This window comes from Microbacterium sp. SWDP-B6 (genome assembly GCF_059803615.1).
The window spans coordinates 37,521-64,141 of the sequence record NZ_JAPFGV010000014.1 but is presented as its reverse complement, the minus strand read 5'-3'; the positions used below and the strand labels follow the sequence as shown (position 1 = coordinate 64,141).

The following is a 26,621-nucleotide window of genomic DNA, read 5'->3' as shown; positions in this document are numbered from 1 at the left end:
TCCTCAGTCGAGCGCCGACATCACGTGCTTGATGCGCGTGTAGTCGTCGAAGCCGTACTGCGAGAGGTCCTTGCCGTAGCCGGAGTGCTTGAACCCGCCGTGCGGCATGTCGGAGACGAACGGGATGTGCGTGTTGATCCACACGCAGCCGAAGTCGAGGTCGCGTGAGAAGCGCATCGCACGGGCATGATCGGTCGTCCACACCGATGAGGCCAGTGCGTAGGGCACGTCGTTGGCCATCTCGAGCGCCTGCTCGGCGGTGTCGAATGCCTGCACGGTCAGCACCGGGCCGAAGATCTCGCCCTGCACGGCCTCGTCGTCCTGATGCAGACCCGAGACGATCGTCGCTTCGAAGAAGTAGCCCTTCTCGCCCTGACGCGCCCCGCCGGTCTCGATCTTCGCGTGCGCGGGCAGCCGGTCGACGAAGCCCTGCACCTGGGCGAGTTGGGCAGCGCTGCTGAGCGGACCGTAGAGCACACCCTCCTCGTGGGGGCCGCCCGTACGAGCATCCGTCTTCGCCTTCTCGACCAGCGCCGCGACGAACTCGTCGTGCACCGACGAGTGCACGAGCACGCGGGTCGCGGCCGTGCAGTCCTGCCCGGCGTTGAAGAATGCTCCGGAGACGATGCCGGATGCCGCCTTGTCGAGGTTCGCATCGGGGAACACGATCGCGGGCGCCTTGCCGCCGAGCTCGAGGTGCACCCGCTTGACGTCGTTCGCCGCCGAGCGCGCGACGGCCATGCCCGCACGCACGGAGCCGGTGATCGCGACCATCTGCGGGGTCGGGTGCTCGACGAGCGCCACCCCTGTGTCGCGGTCGCCGAGCACGACGTTGAGCGTGCCGGCCGGTGTGTGCAGCGCCACGATCTCGGCGAGCAGCAGTGTGGTCAGCGGCGTGGACTCTGCGGGCTTCAGCACGACGGTGTTGCCTGCGGCGAGCGCGGGGGCGATCTTCCACACCGCCATGTTGAGTGGATAGTTCCAGGGGGTCACCTGACCGATCACGCCGATCGGCTCGCGGCGCACGAACGAGGTGTGTCCGGCGAGGTACTCCCCCGCCGCCCGCCCCTCGAGGCTGCGCGCAGCACCGGCGAAGAACCGCAGCTGGTCGATCGACTGCAGGATCTCGTCGGTCACGAGGCTCGCCCGGGGCTTGCCGGTGTCCTTCGACTCGAGGTCGGCGAACTCCTCGGCACGCGCCTGCATCTCGTCGGCGATGCGGAACAGCGCGAGCTGGCGGTCGGCCGGGGTCGTGTCGCGCCAGAGCGGGAAGGCAGCGGATGCCGCGGCGTACGCCGCATCGACGTCAGAGGCGTCCGAGACCGGCAGCTCGCCATACGTCTCCTCGGTGACGGGATCGATGAGCGGCATCCGCCCCTGTCCGTTCACGGGAACGTACTGCCCGCCGATGAAGTTCTGAAGGAGTTCTGTGGCCATGGTCGCCATGCTAGCGATCCGACTGCGAATACAGAAGAGCCTGCTGGCCTGAACGACGGAATCAGTTGCCAGAAGGCGGCGAAAATGTCAATATCGACACATGAGCGCCACAGCGAAGCAGCCCGTGCTGGATGACATCTCGAAGCGGATCGTCGAGCTGCTGCAAGAGGACGGGCGACGGCCCTACGCCGAGATCGGCCGAGAGGTGGGGCTCAGCGAGGCGGCGGCGCGCCAGCGCGTGCAGCGGATGACCGAGGCAGGCATCATCCAGATCGTCGCGGTGACCGACCCGATGCAGCTCGGCTTCAACCGCATGTCGATGATCGGCATCCGAGTGACGGGCGACCCGCGGCTCATCGCCGAGGAGCTGACGAAGATCACGGAGCTCGCCTACGTCGTCGTGACGCTGGGCACCTTCGACATCCTCGTCGAGGCCGTGTGCGAGAGCGACAGCCACCTGCTCGACCTGATCGCCACCCGCATCCGCACGATCCCCGGCATCACCCACACCGAGAGTCTGCTCTACGCCGGTCTCTACAAAGACCTCTACAACTGGGGCACGCGCTGAGGCGCGGCTCCGAGAACGGGACTGATCATGGGAACCACGGTCTTCGAACGTCGCCGCCCCGCGGATGCCGTGATCGACGCCTCGTTGCGCGACACAGCACTCAGCGTGTTCTGGCTCGACGACGTCGAGCGTGTCTCGCACCCCGCCCTGGCCGGGAGCATCACGGCCGACCTCGCGATCGTCGGCGGCGGCTACGCCGGACTCTGGACCGCCGTGCGCGCCAAGGAGCGCGACCCGCAGCGACGTGTCGTGCTGCTCGAGGCGTCGCGCATCGCGTGGGCGGCATCCGGCCGCAACGGCGGGTTCTGCGAGGCGACCCTCACGCACGGGCATGAGAACGGCGTCACCCGCTGGCCCGACGAGATCGACCGCCTCGAAGAGCTGGGGCTCGAGAACCTCGACGGCATCGAAGCGACCGTGAAGCGCTATGGCATGGACGTCGACTTCGAGCGCACAGGCCAGCTGGCCGTGGCCGTCGAGCCGCACCAGGTCGAGTGGCTGCGCGAGGAGGAGGGCTTCCTCGACCGCGAGGCCGTGCAGGCCGAGGTGCACTCCGACACGTTCCTCGCCGGAGCGTGGGAACGCGACGCGTGCGCGCTCGTGCATCCCGCGAAGCTCGGTCTCGAACTGGCCCGTGTCGCGGTCGAGCTCGGGGTCGAGATCTACGAGCACTCGCTCGTGCGCGAGGTGATCGGCGACGGGTCGAGCGCGATCACGCTCGTGACCCGCGACGGCGGACGGGTGCGAGCGGATGCCGTGGCACTCGCCACCAACGTCTTCCCCTCGCTGCTCAAGCGCAACCGCCTGATGACCGTTCCCGTCTACGACTACGTGCTGATGACCGAGCCGCTGACCGACGAGCAGCTCGCCTCGATCGGATGGTCGAACCGTCAGGGCCTGGCCGACAGCGCCAACCAGTTCCACTACTACCGGCTCACGGCCGACAACCGCATCCTGTTCGGCGGATACGATGCGGTCTATCACTTCGGCGGCAAGGTGCGTCCCGAATACGAGGACCGTGCCGAGAGCCACCGCAAGCTCGCCTCACACTTCTTCACGACGTTCCCGCAGCTCGAGGGCCTGCGCTTCACTCACCGCTGGGCGGGGGCGATCGACTCGTCGAGCCGCTTCTGCGCGTTCTTCGGCACCGCCCGCAAGGGTCGGGTCGCGTATGCGACCGGCTTCACCGGCCTCGGCGTCGGCGCGGCGCGCTTCGCCGCCGACGTCATGCTCGACAAGCTGTCGGGTGAGCCGACCGAGCGCACCGAGCTCGCGATGGTCCGCGAGAAGCCGATCCCGTTCCCGCCCGAGCCCGTCGCCTCGATCGGCGTCAACCTCGTGCGCGCCGCGATGAACCAGGCCGACCACAACGAGGGCAAGCGCAACCTGTTTCTCAAGACGCTGGATGCCGTCGGCATGGGGTTCGACTCGTGAGCGAGCTCGTGCCGGGAACCGGAGTGGATGCCGCGGTGGTGCCGCTCGCGCACGCCCCGTTGCCGGCGGACGAGGTGCTCATCGGCCGGCCGACCTCCGCCACGCACCCGCTGGCGACCCTCGGCGAGGTCGAGGTCGGCATCTGGGAGATGACGCCGGGCACGGCATCCGACACCGAGGCCGACGAGGTGTTCGTCGTGCTCTCAGGTCACGCTCGCATCGAGTTCGTCGAACCGGCGCTGCCTGCGATCGAGGTCGGCCCTGGGTCTGTCGTGCGCCTGGCCGGGGGTCAGCGCACCGCATGGACGGTCACCGAGACGCTGCGCAAGATCTACATCGCCTGAGGGGTGCCGGTATCGCCGCGAATGCGGGGATCGCCGTGCAGGCGGCGTCAGGCTTCCGGTGCTGAGCCGCTGCCGCCGTCCGAACCGAGGACGATACCGAGTCGGTCGGCGACAGCACGCGCCTGCTTCTCCGCGTCGTCTTCTGTGCGCTCGAGGCCGGGCAGGTCTTCCGGACGGAAGTACCAGGTCGATCGGTCTCCCGGGGAGACGTATCGTTCCTCGTCGGTGAGCTGCGCGTCGGCGCGGGCCTTTCGGAGGTCGGCGTCGGCACGATCCCGCTCGTCGAGCACCTGCGACGCGAGCTCGATGTCCCGGGCGGTCAGGTCCGCCGGGGCCCCAGCCACCACGAGGGGATGGATCAGCACCGACGGCAAGGGCTTCGGGGTGAGGACGGTCGGTCGCGCGCGCGAGGCGATGACTGCGGTCACCACGGCACCCAGGACGAACAGCAGCCCGACGGCGATGGCCGCGTCTCGAAACGGCAGTCGGAGCGACGCGATCACCACGCCGGCCACGACCGCGAGCAGGAGACCGCCGGCGATCGGGACGAGACACCCGATCGCATCGCTCCTGCCGCGGGCGACGCGCGCTCGCCGGTGGCTCTCGATGATCGCCGACGCGTCAGCCTCGCTGTCCGGCGGCACGAGGTGCAGCTGGTCCGGGCGCGTCCGGATCGCCGCGGCGTCGACGGCCGGCAGGCGGAAGCAATCCGGACGGTCGGAGGAGATCGGCACCGAACCATCCTCTCGTGTCGGGGCCCGCAGCGGCCCCCGACGTCGAACGTCAGAGGGCGGCGAGCAGCGTCTCGACGGCCCGGCGCACCCGGGCGGTGCGGACCTCGTCGGGGTTGAAGTCGCCCATGAAGACGTTGCCGAGCGCGGCTGAGAGCGTGCCGTCGGCGACGAGCTCGCATGTCGCGGCATCCGCCTTCGGGTACTCAGCGGCGGCGAGCTCGGCGAGGGTGGTGCGCGTGTGGCCATAGGCCTCGGTGAGCACCTCGGCGATCGGCGGGTTGGTACGCGAGAGCTCGACGAACCCGAGGACGACGGCGTTCTCGGTGTCTGATCGGGTGAACTCCTCGCCGAACAGATAGTCGAGCGCGTCGGTGAACGTCACCAGCGTCGACGGCAGGATCGTCAGGGTGCCCGTCTCGTCGGCGAACACGTGCCGGGCGGTGTCGGCGAGCAGCTGATCACGATTGCCGACGAAGTGGCGCACGTGTCCGCGCGACATCCCGGCGGCTTCCGCGATGCGGTCGAGCGACGTGCCGGCGATGCCGTGCTCCGCCACGGTCTGCAACGTGGCCTCGATGATCTGGTCGCGGCGTTCTGCGGCCACGGTCGGACGTGCCATCGGTCCCCCTCTTTCCCTGCATCAGCAGGATACATAGATGTTACAAGTTTTTAGTCTAGTCAGACTTGACTATTAACTGCGCCGGACTTACGTTGTGATTCATCGAGCACCGCGGTCTCCCCGGCGCCGAGGTCCAGAAGGAGAGTCATGACCAGCTTCATCCGCATTCCCGCGGCTCCCGAGAGCGATCTGGCACGCCCCGCCCGCGTCCGGATGCGTGACGGAGTGCTGCTCGCGGCAGACATCTATCTCCCCACTGACGACGGCGATGCGGCCGGCGACACCATCCTCATCCGCCTGCCCTACGACAAGAGCGGCAGCTACACCTACATCCCGCTGATCGCCGAATACCTGATGGCGCACGGGTACCGCGTGGTCGCGCAGGACGTGCGGGGCAAGTTCCGCTCCGAGGGCGAGGCGCTGCTCTTCGTCAACGAGGTGCGAGACGGTGAGGACACCCTCGACTGGATCGTGCAGCAGCCCTGGTCGAACGGCCGCGTGGCGATGTGGGGAGACAGCTACTACGGCTACACGCAGTGGGCGGCAGCCGCCAGCGGCCACCCCGCCCTCAAGGCGATCGCACCCCGCGTCACCGGCACCGGCCTGGGCGAGCCCGTGCATCGCGCACCCGGCGAGCGCACCTCGAACGTCGAATGGACGATCACCTACCTGTATCCGGTCAGCCACTTCCACGGCAACGACACCTACATGTGGGAGCCCGATTGGACGCGACGCGACTTCGCAGCTCAGGTCGAGGAGTTCCTCGCCGACGCGGGCGAGCGATCGATCTCGTACGACCAGTGGTACCCGCGCCCAGTGCACCTGCCCCGCTTCCCCCTCGGATCCCCCTTCGCCGCGCGCTCGGTTCCCGCGCTGCACACGATCGGCTGGTGGGACAACTGCTCGCCCCTGTCGTGGTCCGACGTCGCGGACATCACGAAGAACCCGGCGTGGGCCGCACACCACCACCTGCGCATCGAGTCGATCGATCACGAAGGTTACGAGCTGCTGAGCGCCCCGGCAGACCGCGTCGCCGAGCGCACCGACGAGCAGCTCCGCGCGCTCCTCCCCCGCACCCTCGACCCGACGCTCGAGTTCTTCGAGGTGTACGTGCGCGGCAACGGCTCCCCCGCCGACATCCCCGCCGTGCGTTGGAACCTCGCGGGCACCGAAGAAGAGCGGACGGATGCGGCGTGGCCGCCCGCCGGCATCCGCTCCGTCGCGCTGCAGGCGACCGCCGAGGGAGGACTGGCACAGGATGCCGCGGCGCAGCCGACCGAGCTGACGTGGACCCACGACCCCGATGACCTCGTGCCATCGAGCGCCGAGGATGCGTTCTCGTTCCTGCTCGAACTCCCCGACGAGGCGCCGATCGGCGCACGCGACGACGTGCTCGTCTTCACCTCCGCTCCGGTCGCGGCCGATGTCGACCTCGCGGGCCCCGTGACCGCCACCGCGACCGTCCGCTCCGACGGCCCCGTGATGGATCTGTTCGTCCGGCTGCTCGATCTCGCACCCGACGGCACCGCACTGCGCATCGCCCGCGGGCAGCGTCAGGTCGCCGATGCCACAGAACCTGCGGCCCTCGACCTCGACCTGGGCCAGGTCGGCTACCGGCTGCGCGCCGGACACAGCCTTCGGGTGCACGTGTCGAGCAGCGACTACCCCGAGTTCGTGCCGCAGACCGGCACGGGCGCCGACCCCTGGGCCTGGGGGCCGACGGCGACCAACCTGCAGCACCTCACGATCGGTGGATCCGACGGCCTCACGATCCACCTTCCCGTCCTGGATGGAGAACTGTCATGACCACGCCTTCCCCTCAGCCCGAACCGATCCTCGAGTACGCCTTCGAGATCCGCGTCGACGTCGACACCGACATCCACCTCGGCCGCGGCCCGCACGAAGTGCTCGCCTTCACACCGATCACCGGCGGCACCGTCGACGGCCCGCTGCTGCAGGGCTCGGTCATCGCGGGCGGCGGCGACTGGTCGGTCGAGCGCGACGGCACCTTCCAGCTCGAAGCGCGCTACCTGCTGCGGGCATCGGACGGATCGGCGATCGACATCCTCAACCGCGGCTACTACCGCGAAGAGGCCGATGGCACGTCGTACTTCCGCACCGCCCCCGTCTTCCAGACCGACGCACCAGAGCACAGCTGGCTGAGCCGCAACCAGTTCATCGGCCTCGCCCGCGACGAGGACGAGCAGATCTGCATCCGCGTCTACGTCGTCAGATGAGCCGCAGCACCCGCAACACCCGCACTGCCCGCACCATCCGCTCCACCAGCACTGCCTGCACCACCATTCCCGGCGGGGTCGACGACGCCCCCGCTGCACGCATCTGAGAGGACCCGACATGATCCGCACCACCCGACGCCGGTTCACCGTCGCCGCCGCCCTGGCGACAGCGACCGTTCTCGTCGCCACCGCCTGCGCGCCGCGCACCGGCACGACCGACTCGTCCCCTGATGAGATCGACGCCTCGTCGCTCGTCACCGCTCTGCCCGCAGCCACCACCGCCGTCGACGAGGTGACCTGGGCGGTCGTCGAGGGCGAGCCGCAGACGCTCGACCCCTCGTCATCGGCCAACATCATCATCCCCAACCTCTGCGACAGCCTGCTCACGGTCGAACCCGACTTCACCCTCGAAGCGGGCATCGCCGAGAAGGCGGAGTGGGTCGATCCGGTGACCTTCGAGATCACCGTGCGCGATGGCGTCACCTTCTGGGACGGCACCCCGGTCACCGCCGCAGACGTGGCCTACAGCCTCGAGCGCAACCGCACCCCCGCGTCGCAGTGGTACGCGGCCTTCGCTCTGATCGAGAGCGTCGAGACTGCGGGCGACGACACGGTCGTCGTGCACTTCACCGCACCCGACACGACGTTCCGCGACGCTCTCGGCGGCGGGGGCGGCGCGGTGATGAGCAAGGCCTTCGGCGACACCGTCGGCGCGGACCTCGGCACCTCCGGCGGCGGCCTGATGTGCGCCGGTCCGTACCAGCTCGACGACTGGAAGCCCGGAACCGAGATCTCCGTCACCGCCAACCCCGACTACTGGAACGGCGCACCGCTCACCGAGCGCATCCGCTTCGTCTTCGTCACCGACGGCGCCACCCTCACCTCCGCGCTCACCGCCGGCGAGATCGACGGCGCCTTCAACGTGCCGCCGGGGTCGCGCCAGAGTTTTGAAGCAGAAGACGGCGAGGGCCGCCTGATCTCCGGGCCCTCCACGGCCTCGTACAGCTTCGGTCCGACCTCGGCCGACAGCGCGGCGGCCGACCCGCGCGTGCGCCAGGCGCTGAGCCTCGCCATCGATCGCAGCACCTACATCGACACCGTTCTGCAGGGCCTCGGCCAGGTGCAGAAGACGATCGTCCCGCCGTTCGTCTGGAGCGGCATGGAGGCGAAGGACACCTACCAGGACGCCTACGACGCGCTGCCCTCCCCCGAGGTCGATCTCGATGCGGCCAAAGACCTGATCGCCGAATCCGGCATCGACACCTCCACGCCCCTGGTGCTCGCCGTTCCTGCCGGTGCCAAGGAGTTCTCGCAGACGGCATCGATCATCCAGAGCGCGGCGAAGGACATCGGCCTCACCGTCACGATCGACGAGCGTCAGCCGGCCGACTTCGGAGCACTCTTCTACACTCCCGAGCTGCGCGACGGCATCGACTTCGTCGCCACGACCGGCTACCTCGAGGTGCCCGGCGTGCTCGGCTACCCGCAGCTGTTCATGCTGCCGGCAGAGTTCGGCGGCATCTTCAACTGGTCGGGCTACGCGAACGACGAGGTGACGGCCGACCTCCAGGCGGCGCGCACCGCGACGGATGCGACCACCGCGGCCGAGGCGTTCGTGAGCGCGCAGGAGATCTTCGCCCCGGACCAGCTGCAGGTGACGCTCGCCGGCGCCTACCAGCTCACCTACCTGTCCGACGACCTCACCGGCATCACCACCTCCGTCGCCATCTACAGCTCCCCCTGGGCGCTGCGCCTCGGCGGCGAGTGAGTCGTCTGCGACGACGGGACAGACCCTCATGATCAGGACGGTGCTCGGCAAGCTGGGCGGACTCGCGCTCACGCTCTTCCTCGCCAGCGTCATCATCTTCTCGGCGCTTCTGCTCACGCCGGGTGACCCGGTGACGGCGCTGGCGGGCGGGGCCCGTCCGACCCCGGAGCTCATCGCGGCGATCCGCGCAGAGTACCGGCTGGACGACCCGGTGTGGCTGCAGTACCTGCACTGGCTCGGGGGTGTCGTCACCGGCGACTTCGGTCGGTCGTTCGTCTACAAGACAGATGTCGCCGAGCTCGTGGGAGCACGGTTCGCCGTGACGTTCCAGCTGGTGCTGCTGACCACCGCGCTGATCGCGGTGTTCGGCCTCGGCTCCGGGATCCTCGCCGCGATCGGCAGTCGTCGTACCGACATGGTGGTCTCGGTCACCACGTCGCTCGGCATGGCCCTGCCGACGTTCATCGTCGCAATCCTGCTGATCTGGATCTTCGCGACCTCGCTCGGCTGGTTCCCGACGTTCGGGGCGGGTGAGGAGGGGCTCGACCGGCTCTGGCACCTGGTGCTCCCTGCGGTGTCACTCGCGCTGATGTTCATCGCGTACATCAGTCGAGTGACCCGCAGCGCCCTGGTCGCCCAGCTGCACTCCGAGCACGTCGAGACGGCCCGCGTCCGCGGCATCCCGTGGGGGCGTGTCTTCCGCCGGCACGTCTTCCACAACGCGGCTCCGCAGATTCTCGCGATCTCGGGCACGACGATCGCCGGTCTCTTCGCCGCCTCGGCCATCGCCGAGCAGGCATTCGGTCTCGGCGGCATCGGGTCGCTGCTCACCGAAGCCGCCGCCCGCAAGGATCTGCCGGTCGTGCAGGTCGTCTCCCTGCTGCTCGTCGCCCTGTTCGTCGTGCTCAACGCGATCGCCGACCTGTTGGCCGCCGCAATCGATCCCGACTCCGCAGGAACCAGGAGGAACGCATGAGCGTCGGTCAGCTCGCCGCGGGCCGCATCCCCGCAGCCACTCGTCGGCTCGCCCGGCGAGACCCCCTCGTGGTCGTGGCCGTCGTCGTGCTCGCCGCCGTCGCCGTGATCGCGATCGCCGGCCGGTGGCTCGCCCCCTACTCGCCCGATCAGCTGTATGCCGGGCCGATCAATGACCCCGCCTCACTCGACCACCTCTTCGGCACCGATGACCTCGGTCGCGACATCCTGTCGCGTGTGCTGGTCGGCGCCTCCGCCAGCGTCACGGCGCCGGTGATCGTCGTCGTCCTCTCCACGACATTCGGCATGACCCTGGCGATCACCGCGGCCTGGTTCGGAGGAATCATCCGCGGCACGACAGCCCGCGTGATCGACGTGATCTTCGCGATCCCCGGGCTGGTGCTCGCCGTGCTCGCGGTCGCGATGTTCGGCAAGGGGCTGGTCGCCCCCGTCGCAGCCCTGTCGATCGCGTACATCCCGGTCGTCGCGCGTCTGACCCAGACCGCGGCCTCTCGCGAACTGGGTCGGCCGTACATCGCCGCATTGCGCGTGCAGGGTGTCTCGAGCGCAGCGATCTGCTTCCGCCACCTGATCCCCGCTCTGATTCCCGTCGTCGCCGCTCAAGCCACGATCGGGTTCGGCTACGCGATGCTCGACCTCGCCGCGATCTCATTCCTCGGACTCGGCGAGCAGCCGCCCGCGGCCGACTGGGGATCCATGATCGCCGGCGGCCAGGCCGCGATCCTCGCCGGCGCGCCCGAGCAGTCGATCTTCCCCGCTCTGCTCATCGTCATGACGGTGCTCGCCGTCGGCATCATCGGCGCCCGCGCCACCACCTGGGCAGAGGAGAAGGAACGATGACGACACCCGTCCTGGAACTGCAGGGCCTCGAGATCACGATGCCCACGCCCGACGGTTCCCGCACGCTCGTGCACGACTGCACGCTCGACGTCGCCCTCGGCGAATCGGTGGGACTGGTCGGCGAGTCCGGGTCGGGAAAGACGCTCAGCGTGCGGGCGATCGCCGGCCTGCTCCCAGAGACCTTCACCACGGCCGGCACCATTCGCGTCGAGGGCCAGGATCTCGAATCCCTCGACGAGCGAGGGCGCCGCGAGCTGCGAGCGCTGCGCATCGGCATGGCGTTCCAGACCCCTCGTGCCCACCTGAACCCCCTGCGGACGATCGGCGACTTCCTCACCGAGGCACTGGTCACGGTGGCCGGGTTCACTCCGGATGCCGCTGAGCGCCGAGCCGTCGAACTGCTCGACGAGGTGGGAGTGCCCTCTCCCACCCGCCGGCTGCGGCAGCGTCCCGCCGAGCTGTCGGGCGGGCTGCTGCAGCGGGTGATGATCGCGTCCACCCTGGCGATGGACCCCCGACTGCTGCTCGCCGACGAGATCACCACGGCGCTCGATGTGACGACCCAGGAAGAGGTCATGGCCGTGATCGGCGACCTGCGCCGCCACCGCGATCTGTCGCTGCTCTTCATCACGCACGACCTCGCTCTGGCCGGATCGGTGTGCGACCGTGTGGTCGTCATGAAGCAGGGCCGCACCATCGAGACGCTGCGCGGGTCGAGCATGCGCGACGATGCCCGGGAGGACTACACGCGCATCCTGATGTCGGCATCGCTCGACGCCGTTCCGGTGACTCCTCCCGCAGCCGCGGCCTCCCCCTCCACCGCATCCGAGCCGCTGCTGCGTGTCGACGGGCTGAAGAAATCCTTCCGGGTGCGCGTCGCGCACGGTCGAGGCCACGACATCCTCACCGCCGTCGACGACGTGTCGTTCGCCCTCGCGGCTGGCGGCTCGCTCGGTATCGTCGGGGAATCCGGATCGGGCAAGTCGACCACCGCCCGCGTGATCTGCGGCCTCGAGCGCGCCGACGCCGGCACCGTCCGCGTCGCCGGGCACGACTGGAGCGCACCGGCAGCATCGGGTGCCGAACGACGCACCCGCGCGAAGACCGCCCAGATGGTGTTCCAGGATCCGTACCAGTCGCTCGATCGACGCCAGACCGTGCGGCAGTGCCTCACCGAGGCGATCCGCGTGCACCGCCGCGACGACGACCGCGCGGCGCTCTCCGCCCGGGTGTCGGCGCTGATGGAGTCGGTGCACCTCGACGTCGCCCTGCTCGACGCACGACCCCGATCGCTCTCGGGCGGCCAGCGCCAGCGTGTCGCGATCGCGAGGGCCCTCGCCGCCGAACCGCGCATCCTGGTGCTCGATGAGGCCGTGTCGGCGCTCGATGTGACAACGCAGGTCGAGATCCTGTCGCTCCTCGAGCGCATCCGTCTCGACACCGGCGTCGCCCTGCTGATGATCACCCATGACCTCACCGTCATCCGCCGTCTGTGTGACGAGGTGGTCGTGATGCGCGACGGTCGCATTGAGGAACGCGGCGATACCGGGACCGTGCTCGACAACCCCCAGGCTGAATACACCCGTCTGCTGCTCGACTCGATCCCGGGCGACGGCTGGGTACCGCAGCGGCGCATACCGGTGCGCACCACCCCGATCCCCACGATCGGGCTCGACCGACCGATGAAGAGGAGACGGCGATGACCGACACCGAGCTGATGATCCCCGCGTTCGAGTACTGCTTCGAGCTGCAGGTCGATGTGACCCCGCCCCAGCGGATCGGCCGAGGCGAAGGCGGCGAGCTGCACTTCACCGCGATCACCGGCGGGCGACTCTCCGGACCCCGCGCCGAGGGGCGAGTGGTGCCCGGCGGCGGCGACTGGTGGGTCGATCACGGCGTGACGACCCAGCTCGACGCGCACTATCTGATCGAGATCGACGGGCACCTCGTCGATGTCGTGAACCGCGGCTACTGGCGGGCGAACGAGGCGGCCATCGCGCAGTTCCAGGCCGGTGGGCGGCCCTCCGAACAGGATCTGTACTACCGCACGGCGTTCGTCTTCCAGACGGATGCCGAGCCCCTGCGCTGGCTCGCCGAGTCGCAGTTCGTCGGCTACGCGCGCCCCGGAGACGACCAGGTCGTCATCCGTGTGTTCCGAGTGGTGTGACGAGATGATCGACGAGCAGGACCCGAGCGGCGAGGCCGCAACGACGAGAGGCACCACCATGACCCGCACTTCTCCCGCCGACGTGTGCATCGTCGACGGTCGCGTGTTCGACGGCCGGATCGGCACCGCCGACACGGCCGTCGCGATCCGCGGCGAGCGCATCATCGCGATCGGATCGGATGACGAGATCCGTGCCCTCGCGGGACCCGACACCCGCATGATCGACGCCGTAGGCGGCGGCATCCTGCCCGGGTTCGTCGACGCGCACATCCACGCGGCGTTCGCGGGTGTCGAGCGGCTCAGCTGCGGCCTGACCACGGCTGCGAGCGTCGACGAGACGCTGTCGCTGATCGCGGCTGCGGCCAACGCGACGGATGCCGAGTGGATCACCGGCGGCGGCTGGAGCCACGAGCTGTTCCCCCACCCGACGAGGCAGATGCTCGACGCGATCGTGCCGGACCGCCCTGTGGCACTGAGCGACGCCGGACACCACACGCTGTGGGTCAACTCGCGCGCGCTGGAGCTCGCTGGGGTCGACCGGAACACTCCCGCTCCCCCGAACGGACACATCCACCACGACGAGCAGGGCGACCCCACCGGGTACCTCAACGAGACGGCGGCAGAGCTCGTCGGGCGGATCGTTCCGCCGAGCACGGATGCCGAGATCGCGGCCGGTCTTCTCAACGCGCAGGAATTCCTGTGGACCCTCGGCATCACCGGCTGGCACGAGGCGATTCTCGGCGAGTACAACGGCAAGGCCGATTGCACCGCGGCCTACGTCGCGACGATCGCCGACGGCAGTCTGCGCAGTCGCACGTCCGGCGCACTGTGGGTGCCCCCTGGCACGACGGCCGCACAGGTGCCGGCGCTGGTCGAGCGCTTCGTCGCGCTCCGAGCCGCGAACGCCGCAGCGGGCTTCGACACATCGACTGCGAAGGCGATGGTCGACGGCGTGCCCCACGGCGAGACCGCCGCCCTGCTCGAGCCCTACTGCAGCCACGCGGGCAGCGGAGAGCTGCACATCGATGCCGAGGCACTCGAGGCGCTCGTCGTCTCGCTCGACGCCGAGGGCTTCGCGATGCACCTGCACATCATGGGCGACCGCGGAGTGCGCGTCGCCCTGGCTGCGGTCGAGGCCGCTCGCCGCGCCAACGGTACCGGCCAGCGCCACCACTTCGCGCACCTGTCGATGGTGCACCCCGATGACGCCCGCCGCTTCGGCCCGCTCGGCATCACCGCCAACATCCAGGGCCTCTGGGCATCGGTCGACCCGGCCGTCGTGCCGATGATCGGCGACGCCCGCATGCGCGCCGGCTATCCGTTCCGCGCGATCGCCGACAGTGGAGCCGCGATCGCGATGGGGTCGGACTGGCCGGTGTCGCCCGCCGATCCGTGGCTCGCGATCCACGTGGCCGTCAACCGCACGCTCCCCGGCCCCGACGGCACGCCGAGCGAACCGCTCGACGCCACCCAGCGACTCACGCTCACCGAGGCCCTCGCCGCCTACACCAGCAGATCCGCCGAGCTCGTGCTGGGCGGAGGAGGGATGCTGCGCGTCGGCGCCCGCGCCGACATCGCGGTGTCGACCGTCGACCCGTTCGCGATCCCGACCGAGGCGCTCATCAGCGTGGGCACCGCTGTGACCGTCGTCGGCGGTGCCGTGGTCCACATGCGCGCCTGAGAACCGGCACACCCACCCACCCGCTGCGGCCGAACGCAGCAGAGATCAGGAGAGATCGATGAAGATCATCATCGTCGGCGCAGGGATCGGCGGACTCGCCGCAGCGATCAGCCTGCATGAAGCCGGACTGCACGACGTCAGCGTCTACGAGCGGAGCGCCACGATCCGCGGGCTCGGAGTGGGCATCAACCTGCTGCCGCACGCCCTGCGCGAGCTGACCGAGCTCGGCATCGCCGACACCATCGCCGACTTGGGCGTCGAGCCCCACACGCTGGCCTACTACAACCGGTTCGGGCAGCCGATCTGGCATGAGCCGCGCGGCCTCGACGCCGGGTACCGTTGGCCGCAGCTCTCGGTGCACCGCGGCCGTCTGCAGCTCGCTCTGCGCGACCTCGCCGAGGCGCGTCTCGCCGAGCCCATCCGCCTCGATCACCGCCTCATCGGCGTCACCACCCACGACGACGGCACCGAGACGGCGACCTTCGAGACATCCTCCGGCACGGTCGAGGCGACCGCCGACGTGATCATCGGAGCCGACGGCATCCACTCCGCGCTGCGCGCGCTGCGGTACCCGACCGAGGGAGCGCCTCCCTGGGGAGGGCTGACCCTGTGGCGCGGAGTGACGCGCATCCCCGCGTTCCTCGACGGGCGCACCATGATCATGGCGGGCGACGCCGACCAGAAGTTCGTCGCCTACCCTCTCGCCCCGGTCGACGCGGACGGGCGGATGCTGGTCAACTTCATCGCCGAACGCCGCGTGGAGGGCACGGGCGACGCCGACTGGAACAGAGCGATCGATCCTGCCCCCATCGCCGAGCTCTTCCGCGACTGGAACTTCGACTGGCTCGACGTGCCGACGGCGATCGCCACGGCCGACGAGATCCTCGAATACCCCATGGTCGACCGCGACGCCCTGCCGCAGTGGACGTTCGGGCGCACGACACTGCTCGGCGACGCCGCGCACGCGATGTACCCGAACGGATCGAACGGCGGATCCCAGGCGATCCTCGACGCCCGCACCCTCGCCTTCCATCTCGCCACCGCCGGCGACATCGATGAGGCACTCGCGGGATACGAGGCCGCCCGTCGCCCCGCCATGACGGCTCTGCTCGCGAGCACGAGGGCGACCGGTCCCGAGCGCGTGATGCAGCTCGCGGCCGAGCGTGCACCCGAAGGGTTCGACGATATCGACGACGTCATACCGTTCGCCGAACGCGAGCAGATCGCGACCGGGTACAAGACCGCGGCCGGCTTCCTGCCGTCGGTCCTGAACGAGCGCGCGTCGCTCACCCCGGTCGCATGAGCATCGACTCCACGGGCAGCCCTGACCCGCACGATCTGCTCCCGGTGCCGACCTTCGAGTTCGCCTTCGACGTCACCGTCGGCCTCGGTCCGCTCGAGGACCACGGCAGCACGAGTGTCGGCCACAGACGCGTCGTGCCGATCCTCGGCGGCCGCGTCACCGGTGCCGTCGACGCCGAGATCCTGCCCGGCGGCGCCGACTGGCAGATCGTCCGCTCCGACGGCACGATCGAGATCGACGGCCGCTACTCGGCGCGCACGACCGACGGCGACCTTGTGCTGCTGCACGCGAAGGGGCTCCGCACCGGAACCCCCGACGTGCTCGAGCAGCTGCGCCGCGGCGAAGACGTCGACGCCGGCTCGTACTACTTCCGCACCACGGTGCAGATCGAGACCTCTGCACCGGGGCTCGCGCACCTGCAGCGTTCGCTGTTCCTCTCCGTCGCCCAGCGGCAGGCGGACGCCGTGCGGTACCGCGCCTACCGCGTGACGTGAGCCCGGCCGCCGCGGCGGGCGGCCGCTCGACTCAGAGCAGCGCCCGCACCGACGCGTAGGCATCATCGACGTCACGGGTGGGCCGGTCGTAGACCCGCACGACACCGGCATCCCCGTCGTGCCTGCCCCACCCCGGATCGCCGGCGGTGATGAACGCGACCGCGGCGCCGTGCACGTCGTCAGCGAGTTCCTGCGGCGGGTTCGGTCCCGCGAGGGCTTCCATCGACGGGCCGTCGAGGCAGTCGAAGAAGAACGGCACGTCGAGGCAGTGCTCCGCGAAACCGAAGCGTCCCGAGGGCCACGAGAAGCGGTAGAGCCAGGTGGGGGCATCGCCACGGTCGGCCGCGATGCCCGGCACGGTGGTGCGGAACATCCGATCTGTCAGCACCCGGCCCGCGAGACGCGCCTTCCCGAGACGCACGACGTCGGCATTCGCGGCGAGATACTCGGCACGGATGCTCTTGGGCATACCGAACCGGTTCAGCAGCACGGACTGCGGTACCCACCGCAATGCCTTCGCCGTTTTTCCCGCGAACGCCATCGTGAACTCGTCGTCGGTCGCGCCGATCACCAGTGGCTTGTCGGCACCGACGCCTGCACGCAACGACTCCCGGGTCGGCCGCGGAAGCAGGTCGCCGTCGATCGTCGGGCCGAGTGGCAGCCCCTCCTCGATCACGGTCGTCAGTGACGACGGCCCGAGCTGGGTCGCCTTCTTCTGCAGCGCGAGCAGGCGCTCGTCCGACAGCGTCGACAGTCCGGCCACTGTCGGAGCCACCCCACCCGAGGCGGCGAGCGCACGCTCGAACGCCTCGGCGCGAGTCGCCGACACATCGCCCAACGCCCCCGAGATCGCGTAGACCGCGTGGAACAGGTGCTGCGCCTTCTCCATGCCGAGCAGGGTGAGCACCGCCCCGCCGCCCGCGGACTGTCCCGCGATCGTCACGCGGCTCGGGTCTCCGCCGAACGCGGCGATGTTCTGCTGCACCCATTCGAGCGCGAGCAGCCAGTCGCGCACGCCGCGGTTCGACGGAGCATCCTCGATCCAGCCGAAGCCGTCGACGCCGAGCCGGTACGAGATCGACACGGTGACGACGCCGTCGCGGTTGAAGTTGCGGCCGTCGTACCAGGGGCTCGCGGGCGAACCCGCGAAGTAGCCGCCGCCGTGGATCCAGACGAGCACGGGCAGGCCCGAAGCCTCGGGGTCGGGCGTGAACACGTTCACGTTCAGGGTCGAGTCGCCCTCGACGCTCGGCTCGGGGATCAGCGTCACACCGGGGTCGCCGCGCTGCGCGGTCGCCGCGAACTCGAGCGTGTCGAGCACGCCCTCCCACGGCGCCTTCGGCACCGGCGCCTGGAACCGCAGCTCGCCGATCGGCGGCTCGGCGAACGGGATGCCGAGGAAGCCCGCCGATCGCGCGGCACCTCGCCCTCCCGTCGTCGGGCGCCAGCGCCCTCGAACCCGCCCCGCGGCGGTCTGCACCTCGACGTACTCGGTCATGACTCTCACCCTGTCACGACGAGACTCACTCGCACGCCGAGACTCACTCACACCGGACTCCGCGAAACTACGGCGTGCGTGGCAAGTCGGCGGTGATCAGCGGCACGGTCCAGGTGCCGTCGAAGTAGGCGGCCTTCGGACGGTAGAGACGCACCAGAAGGTTCCACCCCGGAGGCACAGGAATCGCATTCGGGGTGCGGGTGTCGGGATCGTCGACGAAACGGACCGTGACGGAACCGTCGGGCGCCTTCTCCGCGGTGATGCTGTTGATCGTGTAGCGACCGGCGGCGTTGGGCTCGAAGTATCCCTCGGCGTTGTAGACGGAGATCGACCAGAACGCATCGACCGGCGCATCCCTCATCGTCATGGTGTAGCTGCCTGGCGGGAGTGCGGTGTCGACCCCGACATAGACGGCCTCCGATTCGGGCAGCCCGCCCCATCCGGATGCCGTCCCGATCAGGTGCCGAACCGGGATGATCTCCTCGGCCGTGCCGAACATGCCGTGGTATCCGCCGACACCCTTCGCGAGCGTCAACAGGGCGCCGCGCGTCTCCTCGAGCGATTCGGCATCGTATTCGGCGAGGACGAATGGGGCCGACGAGCGCGCTTCGACGCTGATCCCCTTCTGCAGATCTCCCACGACAGCCAGATCGGCCTCGTCATCCGGGTCGGCGAGGATGCGAACGGCGATCAGCACGTGAGGTGAGCCGAACTCCTCGGGTGTCAGCTCGAACGAACCGGCCGTGTGGAAGATCCGGTTGATCAGGTGGCTCTCGTTGACGATCATCGCGGACATGTAACGGTCTCCCGCCTCGGGAAGCGTCAGCGTCGCCCCCGCACTGATGTCCGCGATGGCGAAGCTGTACAGCGTGTCCCGGTTCAGGCGCACCACTGCCTGTTCGTCGATCGGGGCGGGCTCGGAATTGTGGCGGAACGTGTTCACCCCGCCCGCCGCAGCCTGCAGGGCGGCGAACATCCGCGCCGTTTCCGCCACGACGAAATTGTCGACATTCACGTGCTCGCCCATGGGAAGCCCTCCGCTCGGTGGTGACGCCCACGATAGCGATCACCTTCTCTCCGCAGCCATCTTCATCTCATGCGTGACCGGAAGGGGATCGGCATGAAACGTGACGACGGGCGCCTCAGACTCCCAGGACGAGACGGATGCCGGTCCCGATCTGCGCCATCAGATAAGGCGCGAGGTGGCCGGCCGGGTAGGTGTCGACGAACTCGCGTGTGACCGGACCGATCTGACTCACGTTCGCCACCGAGTCGCGATCGAGCCCTGACGCCGCGGCCGGCACCAGTACGTTGCCAGGAAACCCCTCGAGAGCGGTGTTCGAGGTCAGTGGCACGACGAGGACGGTAGTGACGTTCGTGTCGAGCAGCCAATCCTCTTGCACTACAACGGACGGACGCACTTTCGCCGGTTCCGAGCCTCGCGGAATCCCGAAGTCGACCCAGACGATGTCGCCTCTGCGGATCACCAGTCGGTGCTCTCGCGCAGCCGCTGTTCGTTGCCTCGTACGAACAACTCATCGTCGGCATCGGTATCGGCCTGAGCCAAGATCTGGTTCGCGATACGGGTCAGGTCCGAAGAGCCTTCCAACTCATCAGCCAGTCGTCGCCCGGCGAGCTGGAAGAACTCCGACCGGTTCATGCCGTGTCGTGCAGCCACGCGTTCGAAACGAGCGAAGTCGCCATCGGGCACGGAGATCGCCGTCTTCATGGGAAGAGTATAACTGGTCATACCGCGACAGTAGTCAGAGTTTCCGACATTCGCGGGTGCGTCGAAAGATGCCCCTCCTACTCCCCGACGCGGGTCACCACGGCGTGCGGCATCCGCTCGGTCATCACGCGCACCGCCTCGGGATTGTCGTCGACGAGCACGGCGTCGCGGCCGAGGGCCGAGGCCACGGCTCCGGTCGTGCCGCTGCCGGCGAAGAGGTCGAGCACGCGGTCGCCGGGGCGGCTGGATGCCCGCACGATGCGCCGTAGGATTCCCTCGGGCTTCTGCGTCGGATACCCCGTCTTCTCACGTCCGGTCGTCGGCACGATCGTGTGCCACCAGACATCGGTGGGCAGCTTGCCGCGTGCGGCCTTCTCGGGCGTGACGAGACCGGGCGCCATGTAGGGCTCTCGATCGATGTCGTCGGCGTTGAACACGTACTCGCGCGGGTTCTTGACGTAGACGAGGATCGTGTCGTGCTTGGTCGGCCAGCGGCGGCGCGACTTCGCGCCGTAGTCGTAGGCCCAGATGAGCTCGTTGAGAAAGCAGTCACGGCCGAACACCGCATCGAGCATGACCTTGGCGTAGTGCGCCTCGCGGTAGTCGAGGTGCAGATAGAGCGTGCCGTCGTCGGCGAGCAGCCGCCAGGCCTCCTCGAGCCGCGGCATCAGGAAAGCGCCGTAGTCGTCGAAGCGGTCGTCATAGGTGCGCAGCATGCCGCGCACCCGCTCGTACGCGTGGCCGTGGAACCCGTGTCGCACCTCGGCCCCGGGCCCCGCCGGTTCAGTATTCAGCAGAATCGGGTCGGCTGCGGCATCCGACCCGCGGGATTCCGTGGCTGCGACGCCGTCGGCGCCCGTTTCGTGCTGAGTTGTGAACGTGCGACGGGCCGTGACGACCTGGCGCTCCTGCGTGCGCCCCGTGTTGAACGGCGGGTCGAGGTAGACGAGCGTGAAGGATGCCGACGGCAGGGTCGCCGTGACCGCGAGATTGTCGCCCTGGATGATCGAGACGTCACCGCGGACGACGGGGGCAGGCGTCGCCGGATCAGACGCAGGTGCAGGCGAGGGGTCGGTCACGGAACCCGATGCAGCCACGTGTCCGTGGCGAACTTCGACTCGACCAGCGCCTCGGCGTCCGCATACTCGTCGGCACTGATCGCGCCGTCTTCCGCCGAGGTGAGCGAGCGGAACGTGTCCTTGAAGCGCTCGATGATCTCGGCCCGCGAGAGTCCGGTCTGGCTGCGCAGCGGATCCACCCGCTTCGCCGCCGAGGTGGTTCCCTTGTCGCTGAGCTTCTCGCGCCCGATGCGCAGCACCTCGGTCATCATCTGGCCGTCGATGTCGTACGAGAGGGTCGCGTGGTGCAGCACTCCCCCGTTGGCGAGGCGCTTCTGCGCGGCTCCGCCGATCTTGCCCGAGGAGCTGGCGATGTCGTTGAGCGGCTGGTAGATCGCGTCGATGCCGAGCGAGCGCAGCGCCTGCAGCACCCAGTCGTCGAGAAAGGCGTAGGAGTCGGCGAAGGTCATGCCCTGCACGAGGGATGCCGGCACGTAGAGCGAGTAGGTGATGATCTGCCCCGCGGCCATGAGCATCGCGCCACCGCCCGAGATGCGGCGAACGACGTCGAAGCCGTGGCGGGCAGCGCCTTCGGGGTCGACCTCGTTGCGGTACGACTGGAACGAGCCGATGACGACGGCCGACTGGTCCCACTCCCAGATGCGCAGCGTCGGACGACGGCGCCCCTCACCGACCCGAGAGGTGAGCACCTCGTCGAGCGCGAGGTTCATGCGCGGCGAGACCGCCTTCTCGTGCACGATCTCCCAGTCGAAGTCGTTCCACCCCGGTGCCGTGACGAGTGCTCGACGCACGGCCGTGCCGACGGCTTCGGGAGTGAACCCGAGCAGCTGCGCACCCTCGGGCAGCGCACCGCGCACCGCCGCGGCGATGGCCGTGGCATCCGTCTCGACCGGCAGCCCGGTGACCGCCCGGTCGATGTCGTCGAGTGCCGTGTCGGGTTCGAGGAAGAAGTCGCCGGCGAGCCGGAAGCGAGCGATCCTGCCGTCTTCGACCTCGAGGTCGACGACGACGAGCTTTCCTCCTGGAACCTTGAATTCACCGTGCACGATTACAGCTTAAGGCGAGGCCGTCGCTGGGGCGCGGTCCGCCGCGGATTTACCGCCCGAGCACGACAGCCCGCTCGCCCGCGCGGATCGGCGCCGAGAAGCGATTGCCCGGCGGCGGCTGCGGGCACACGTATTGATCGGAGAAGGCGCACGGAGGCAGGTATGCGCGGTTGAAGTCGATGACCACGGAACCGTCGGATGCCGGTTCTTCGATCGGCAGGAAGCGGAAGCGATACGTCTCGGTGCCGTTGGTGCCGTCGGCGAAGATCGCGCTCAGGCCGCCCTGGGGCGTGCGGGTCGCGGCGAGCGCCACCGCGACGCCGTCGAGCGTGAACCGCAGCCGACCGGCGAGGTCGGACTCGTGCGAGCGACCATCCACCGAGGTGACGGTGATCGTCTCGCCGGGCGTCGGCTCGAACACCGCGGCGATCCGCCATCCCTTCCGAGGCGGATACGCGTCGATCGCGCTGAACCGCTCCCGCTCCGGCCGCCTCGGGTTGAACACCCGCAGCGCCACCTCCCCCCGCCTGTCGAAGACGCGCAGCTCGCGGCGTCCGAGCCGCAGCGTGTCACGGCCCCTCAGCGTGACGACCGACCCGGTGGTGCCGAGATCGCTGCCGCGGATCCCTCCGTCTCCCGTGAGCGCCCAGAGCCCGGGCACCCCCTCGACGGCAGCGGGCTCGGTGATGAGCCAGTTCGTCGACTCGAGCGCGGCCGGGCCGTACTCGGCGCCGGCATAGCGCTCCCGCGAGTCATGCCACGCACGCCACTCGTCTTCGAAACCCACCCCACACCTGCCTCTCGCCGCGAATCTATGCGGAGGGAAGACCGGTATGCCGGGATGCCGTCACGCGGATTCACCCGCTGTAACGGGGGTTCATCGGGCGTAACACTCGGACGCGCGAAAAGGCGCCCGACCCCGGTCGTTGAGAGAGGACGGCGAAGCCGACCGAGACGAAACGCAGTGATCCGATTGCGTGCACTCGCCACGTTTCGTCTCGCTGCTTCGCTGCTGGCTCAACGACCGGACAGAAGCCGGCTCCGCCGGGCGGGGCTCAGCGCGGGGGGATGCGGGTGTCGAGCCACGACAGGATGTCGGCCCGCACCTCGTCCTGCTGCAGCTCGTTGAAGATCTCGTGACGCGCATCGGGGTAGACCAGCGTCGTGATGTCGGTGAGCCCCGATCGCGTGCGGTACTCGTCGGCGAGCTTGTGCACGCTGCGGGGGCCGCCGACCGGGTCGTCGCGGCCGACGAGCAGCAGCAGCGGGATGTCGCGGCCGAGGTCCTTGCGCGGGCGACCGTAGAGCTTGGCCGCCTCGACCGGGCCGAACAGTTTCAGAAGCGGCTGATCCGTGGTGAGCGGATCCTCATCGAACGAGGTCCACACGGCGGGGTCGCGACTCAGCCATTCGAGGCCGGTGGCGTCGTCCGCCGCCCAGCGGGCGTTGAGCGGTGCCGCGTTGAGCGATCCGGGTGTGCGCAGAGCCGACCCCGAGAGGATCACGGCATCCCACGCCTCGGGGTGGTCGTTCACGAGCATCTGCGCGAGGAACGATCCCCACGAGTGTCCGAGCAGCACGAGCGGCAGGTCGGGGTGCTCGTCCTTGATGATGCCGGTGAGCTGCCAGATCGCCGCCTGCGCCGCGCGCAGTCCGCCCTTGCCGAGGCGGCCGAGCTTGGCGGGGCCTCCGTGCTGGCGGATGCCGGTGCGACCGTGCCCTCGGTGATCGTCGGCGTAGACGATGAAGCCGGCCTCGGTCAGCGCGGCGATCAGCGCCCCGTAGCGCCCGGCGTGCTCGCCCACACCGTGCAGCAGCTGCACGACTCCCCGCGCATCGCCCACCGCCGGGTGCACGTCGTAGACGATGGCGATGCCGTCGGCATCCGTGAATTCGCGCGTATCGGTCACGCCCCCACCCTACTGAGGGTGCGCGACATGCGTCAGGGCGACTGCGGGACGAGCCTCAGCTCGACCGCGCGATGCGGCTCAGTTCGACAGCGCGGCGATGACGCCCTGGGCGATCGCGAGGTCGGTGACCTCGTATCCACCGACGCCGTCCGATGCCGACCCCATGCGCACTCCGCCGTCTTCGTGCACCATGCGCTTGGCGGAGAAGTGCAGAGCGTCGACGCCCGCTGCGACGAGGGCGGGAGCGCTGGCGGCATCCACTCCGCTGCCCGCCATGATCTCGATCTCTCCGGCCGCCTCGGCGACGAGCGCGCGCAGGGTGTCGATGCCGTCGATCGCGACCGAGGCGCCACCCGAGGTGAGCACACGGCGAAGGCCGAGATCCCTGGCGGCGACGAGCGTCGCCACGGGGTCGGGAGTCACGTCGATCGCGCGATGCAGGGTGACGGATGCTCCGCCGGCGGCGTCGCGCAGTCGCCGCATGGCGGGGATGTCGAGCAGCCCCTCTTCGTCGAGCGCACCGATCACGACACCGTCGGCGCCCGCCTCGATCGCACGGCGGACGTCGCTCTCTGCGATCGCGATCTCGTCGGCGGAGTAGGTGAAACCGCCGGCTCGGGGCCGGACGAGCACATGCACTTCGACCCCGACGGCTCGTGCCGCGTCGATCGACAGGTCGAGGGTCGCCGGCGACGGAGTGAGGCCGCCGAGAGGCAGAGCCTGAGCGAGCTCGACGCGCACGGCGCCGACCGCGCCGGCGATGCGCACTCCGGTCGGGTCCTGCACGGCGAGCTCGAGAGCAACGGATCGGGTCATGCGTCCATTCTGGCCTGTCGGCGGCGGCCGATCCGACGCCCGCTTCCCATCCTTGGCAAAATTACTTAGACTGTCTAAGTAATGTCTGCGACCGATGATTCCCTCCAACTCACCGCGACAGACCTGCGCATGGCGACGTTCCGACTCGCACGGCGCCTGCGCTCGGCCCGTGCCGTCGACGCGATGAGCGACGCGCAGCTCGCGGTGCTCGCGACGCTGCGCATGCACGGCCGGCGCACGATCACGGCCCTGGCAGAGCGCGAGCGGGTCACTGCACCGTCGATGACGAGCATGATCAACGGACTCGAAGAGCAGGGTTTCGTGATCCGCACTCCGGATGCCGAAGACCGCCGTCGCGTGCAGGTCGACATCACCGAGGCGGGCACCGAGATCGTCGCGCAGACCATCAAGCGCCGCGACGAGCTGCTGGCCGAGATGCTCGGCGAACTGGACTTCACCGAGCAGGAACTGACGACGCTGCGAGAAGCGAGCGCCCTGATGCGAAAGGTGGTCGACCGATGAGCGCGATGTTCCGTTCGTTCTCGAACATCAACTACCGCATCTGGTTCGCCGGCGCCCTCGTCTCCAACATCGGCGGCTGGATGCAGGCGACCGCGCAGGACTGGGTCGTGCTCACCGAGCTCACCGACAACGACGCCGCGGCCATGGGTTTCACGATGGCGCTGCAGTTCGGTCCGCCGCTGGTGCTGGTGAGCCTCACCGGATGGGTCGCCGACCGCTTCGAGCGCCGCCGCATCCTGCTCGCCACTCAGAGCGCACTGCTGCTGCTCGCGATCGCCGTGGGTGTCCTGCTGCTCAACGGCGTGATGACCCTGCCGATGATGTTCTGCTTCGCCGCCGCGTTCGGTGTCGTCAACGCCTTCGACGCACCCGCGCGGCAGGCGTTCGTCTCCGACATGGTCTCGGCCGGCGACACGTCGAACGCGGTCGCCCTCAACTCGGCATCCTTCAACCTGGCCCGCATGATCGGCCCGGCCGTCGGCGGTCTGCTGATCGTGGCGATCGGCTCCGGATGGGTGTTCATCGCGAATGCCGTGACGTTCCTCGCGATGCTCGTCGCGCTGATGCTGCTGCGCACCGGGCAGTTGGCGCCGCGTCTCAAGAACCGCCGGACCGGCGGCCTCGCCGAGGGCTTCCGCTATGTCTGGGGTCGCAGCGACCTGCGGGTCGTCTTCGTGACGGTGTTCCTGATCGGCGCGTTCGGCATGAACTTCCCGATCTTCGCCTCGACCATGGCGATCGAGTTCGGGGCCGGGGCCGACGGCTACGGAGTGCTGAGCTCGGTGCTCGCGATCGGCTCGCTCGCCGGGGCACTGCTGGCGGCCAGGCGTGACCGCGCTCGCGTGCGCGTCGTGGTCTTCGCGGCGGGCGGTTTCGGTGTCGCGGCCTTCATCTCCGCATCCATGCCGACGTATCTGTCGTACGCGATCACGCTGACATTCACCGGATTCATGATCGTGACGCTGCTCACGACGGCAAACGGATACGTGCAGATGACCACGGCCCCTGCGCTGCGAGGGCGCGTGCTCGCGCTGTACATGGCCGTGATCATGGGCTCGACTCCGGTCGGCGCTCCCATCGCCGGGTGGGTGGCCGACACGTTCGGCCCGCGCGTGGCGATCATGCTCGGTGGCACCGCGGGCTTCGTCGCCTGTGCGATCGGCGCGATCTGGATCTTCACCTCCGGCCGACTGCACCGCTCGGAGGACAGCCGGTTCCTGATGACGCTCGACGAGACCAGGCCGCTGAACGTCGTCGACCGCGCCGACATCGTCGAGAAGGCAGACCCGGTCGAGTTCAGCGATGAAGCGGCCGTCACGACGCCGATCCGCACCTCGAAGAAGGACGACCCGGAGTTCTGAGCGGGTGACTGCGGTTTGTCAATGCCCTCCACGTGCGG

At 69.2% G+C, this 26,621-nt stretch carries 27 protein-coding genes; 15 read left to right on the top strand and 12 right to left on the bottom strand.

The annotated features are described in order from the left end of the window. Window positions 1-3: 3 nt before the first annotated feature. Window positions 4-1,437, bottom strand: a complete 1,434-nt coding sequence (locus tag OPU70_RS15295) for a gamma-aminobutyraldehyde dehydrogenase (RefSeq protein ID WP_498558165.1) — start codon at window positions 1,435-1,437, stop codon at window positions 4-6. A gap of 100 nt (window positions 1,438-1,537) precedes the next feature. On the opposite strand from OPU70_RS15295, the gene OPU70_RS15290 reads away from it, so the two are divergent. The 3 genes from OPU70_RS15290 to OPU70_RS15280 are packed head-to-tail and all read left to right on the top strand — an operon-like array spanning window position 1,538 to window position 3,783. After that, window positions 1,538-2,005: an Lrp/AsnC family transcriptional regulator gene (locus OPU70_RS15290; RefSeq protein WP_042541475.1), complete on the top strand. Its 468-nt coding sequence runs from the start codon at window positions 1,538-1,540 to the stop codon at window positions 2,003-2,005. Between the two features lie 27 nt (window positions 2,006-2,032). After that, window positions 2,033-3,439 (top strand): NAD(P)/FAD-dependent oxidoreductase, encoded by a 1,407-nt coding sequence (locus tag OPU70_RS15285; protein ID WP_498558164.1) that lies wholly within the window; start codon window positions 2,033-2,035, stop codon window positions 3,437-3,439. Then, a complete protein-coding gene (locus OPU70_RS15280) occupies window positions 3,436-3,783 on the top strand; it encodes a cupin domain-containing protein (RefSeq protein WP_498558163.1) in 348 nt (115 codons plus the stop codon). The genes OPU70_RS15285 and OPU70_RS15280 overlap by 4 nt, the downstream gene beginning before the upstream one ends. Window positions 3,784-3,830: 47 nt before the next feature. Here the strand turns inward: OPU70_RS15280 and OPU70_RS15275 are convergent, their stop codons facing one another. Further along, on the bottom strand, window positions 3,831-4,517 hold the full coding sequence (locus tag OPU70_RS15275) for a hypothetical protein (protein WP_498558162.1): 687 nt from the start codon (window positions 4,515-4,517) through the stop codon (window positions 3,831-3,833). Between the two features lie 49 nt (window positions 4,518-4,566). Then, window positions 4,567-5,136, bottom strand: coding sequence for a TetR/AcrR family transcriptional regulator (locus OPU70_RS15270; protein ID WP_042541471.1), 570 nt, complete (start codon window positions 5,134-5,136; stop codon window positions 4,567-4,569). 147 nt (window positions 5,137-5,283) lie between these two features. On the opposite strand from OPU70_RS15270, the gene OPU70_RS15265 reads away from it, so the two are divergent. From OPU70_RS15265 to OPU70_RS15220, 10 genes are all read left to right on the top strand, one after another. Then, window positions 5,284-6,942 (top strand): CocE/NonD family hydrolase, encoded by a 1,659-nt coding sequence (locus OPU70_RS15265; RefSeq protein WP_498558161.1) that lies wholly within the window; start codon window positions 5,284-5,286, stop codon window positions 6,940-6,942. Continuing rightward, window positions 6,939-7,373: a DUF3237 domain-containing protein gene (locus OPU70_RS15260; RefSeq protein ID WP_498558160.1), complete on the top strand. Its 435-nt coding sequence runs from the start codon at window positions 6,939-6,941 to the stop codon at window positions 7,371-7,373. The genes OPU70_RS15265 and OPU70_RS15260 overlap by 4 nt, the downstream gene beginning before the upstream one ends. Before the next feature lie 118 nt (window positions 7,374-7,491). Next, window positions 7,492-9,141, top strand: a complete 1,650-nt coding sequence (locus OPU70_RS15255) for an ABC transporter substrate-binding protein (RefSeq protein ID WP_498558159.1) — start codon at window positions 7,492-7,494, stop codon at window positions 9,139-9,141. Between the two features lie 40 nt (window positions 9,142-9,181). Continuing rightward, the gene (locus OPU70_RS15250) at window positions 9,182-10,117 is read left to right on the top strand and encodes an ABC transporter permease (protein ID WP_231567464.1); all 936 of its coding nucleotides are present in this window, start codon (window positions 9,182-9,184) and stop codon (window positions 10,115-10,117) included. Then, window positions 10,114-10,977, top strand: a complete 864-nt coding sequence (locus OPU70_RS15245) for an ABC transporter permease (RefSeq protein WP_498558158.1) — start codon at window positions 10,114-10,116, stop codon at window positions 10,975-10,977. Before OPU70_RS15250 ends, OPU70_RS15245 begins: the two co-directional genes overlap by 4 nt. After that, window positions 10,974-12,680, top strand: coding sequence for a nickel ABC transporter ATP-binding protein NikE (gene nikE / locus OPU70_RS15240; protein WP_498558157.1), 1,707 nt, complete (start codon window positions 10,974-10,976; stop codon window positions 12,678-12,680). Before OPU70_RS15245 ends, nikE begins: the two co-directional genes overlap by 4 nt. Next, entirely contained in the window at window positions 12,677-13,144 is a 468-nt protein-coding gene (locus OPU70_RS15235) for a DUF3237 domain-containing protein (RefSeq protein WP_079113576.1), read from the top strand. The genes nikE and OPU70_RS15235 overlap by 4 nt, the downstream gene beginning before the upstream one ends. A 58-nt stretch (window positions 13,145-13,202) precedes the next feature. Continuing rightward, entirely contained in the window at window positions 13,203-14,825 is a 1,623-nt protein-coding gene (locus OPU70_RS15230) for an amidohydrolase (RefSeq protein ID WP_498558156.1), read from the top strand. 58 nt (window positions 14,826-14,883) lie between these two features. After that, the gene (locus tag OPU70_RS15225) at window positions 14,884-16,128 is read left to right on the top strand and encodes a flavin-dependent oxidoreductase (protein WP_042537879.1); all 1,245 of its coding nucleotides are present in this window, start codon (window positions 14,884-14,886) and stop codon (window positions 16,126-16,128) included. After that, window positions 16,125-16,622, top strand: coding sequence for a DUF3237 domain-containing protein (locus OPU70_RS15220; protein ID WP_498558155.1), 498 nt, complete (start codon window positions 16,125-16,127; stop codon window positions 16,620-16,622). The genes OPU70_RS15225 and OPU70_RS15220 overlap by 4 nt, the downstream gene beginning before the upstream one ends. 31 nt (window positions 16,623-16,653) lie before the next feature. Here OPU70_RS15220 and OPU70_RS15215 read toward each other — a convergent pair whose 3' ends face one another. The 9 genes from OPU70_RS15215 to OPU70_RS15175 all read right to left on the bottom strand — a co-directional run bounded on the left by OPU70_RS15215 (window position 16,654) and on the right by OPU70_RS15175 (window position 24,700). Continuing rightward, window positions 16,654-18,120, bottom strand: a complete 1,467-nt coding sequence (locus OPU70_RS15215; RefSeq protein ID WP_498558154.1) for a carboxylesterase/lipase family protein — start codon at window positions 18,118-18,120, stop codon at window positions 16,654-16,656. Between the two features lie 67 nt (window positions 18,121-18,187). Then, window positions 18,188-19,147: a DUF1214 domain-containing protein gene (locus tag OPU70_RS15210; protein ID WP_498558153.1), complete on the bottom strand. Its 960-nt coding sequence runs from the start codon at window positions 19,145-19,147 to the stop codon at window positions 18,188-18,190. A 115-nt stretch (window positions 19,148-19,262) separates the two neighbouring features. Further along, window positions 19,263-19,607, bottom strand: a complete 345-nt coding sequence (locus OPU70_RS15205; protein WP_042537871.1) for a type II toxin-antitoxin system PemK/MazF family toxin — start codon at window positions 19,605-19,607, stop codon at window positions 19,263-19,265. Then, the gene (locus OPU70_RS15200; RefSeq protein WP_042537868.1) at window positions 19,604-19,849 is read right to left on the bottom strand and encodes a hypothetical protein; all 246 of its coding nucleotides are present in this window, start codon (window positions 19,847-19,849) and stop codon (window positions 19,604-19,606) included. Before OPU70_RS15200 ends, OPU70_RS15205 begins: the two co-directional genes overlap by 4 nt. Before the next feature lie 77 nt (window positions 19,850-19,926). Beyond that, on the bottom strand, window positions 19,927-20,928 hold the full coding sequence (locus tag OPU70_RS15195; RefSeq protein ID WP_042537909.1) for a DNA-methyltransferase: 1,002 nt from the start codon (window positions 20,926-20,928) through the stop codon (window positions 19,927-19,929). Then, window positions 20,925-21,974: a lipoate-protein ligase LplAB gene (lplAB, locus tag OPU70_RS15190; protein ID WP_498558152.1), complete on the bottom strand. Its 1,050-nt coding sequence runs from the start codon at window positions 21,972-21,974 to the stop codon at window positions 20,925-20,927. The genes OPU70_RS15195 and lplAB overlap by 4 nt, the downstream gene beginning before the upstream one ends. Before the next feature lie 49 nt (window positions 21,975-22,023). Beyond that, window positions 22,024-22,761 carry a DUF1684 domain-containing protein gene (locus OPU70_RS15185; RefSeq protein WP_079113581.1) on the bottom strand — a complete coding sequence of 246 codons (738 nt, stop codon included), beginning with the start codon at window positions 22,759-22,761 and terminating at the stop codon, window positions 22,024-22,026. A 268-nt stretch (window positions 22,762-23,029) separates the two neighbouring features. Further along, on the bottom strand, window positions 23,030-23,884 hold the full coding sequence (locus tag OPU70_RS15180; protein ID WP_042537862.1) for an alpha/beta fold hydrolase: 855 nt from the start codon (window positions 23,882-23,884) through the stop codon (window positions 23,030-23,032). Window positions 23,885-23,962: 78 nt separating this feature from the next. Further along, a complete protein-coding gene (locus tag OPU70_RS15175) occupies window positions 23,963-24,700 on the bottom strand; it encodes a copper homeostasis protein CutC (protein ID WP_042537860.1) in 738 nt (245 codons plus the stop codon). Window positions 24,701-24,781: 81 nt separating this feature from the next. Here OPU70_RS15175 and OPU70_RS15170 point away from each other — a divergent pair, with 81 nt between their 5' ends. Next, on the top strand, window positions 24,782-25,222 hold the full coding sequence (locus OPU70_RS15170; RefSeq protein WP_042537858.1) for a MarR family winged helix-turn-helix transcriptional regulator: 441 nt from the start codon (window positions 24,782-24,784) through the stop codon (window positions 25,220-25,222). A gap of 5 nt (window positions 25,223-25,227) precedes the next feature. Continuing rightward, complete coding sequence (locus OPU70_RS15165; RefSeq protein ID WP_082041035.1) at window positions 25,228-26,583, top strand: MFS transporter; 1,356 nt, start codon at window positions 25,228-25,230, stop codon at window positions 26,581-26,583. Window positions 26,584-26,621: the final 38 nt, after the last annotated feature.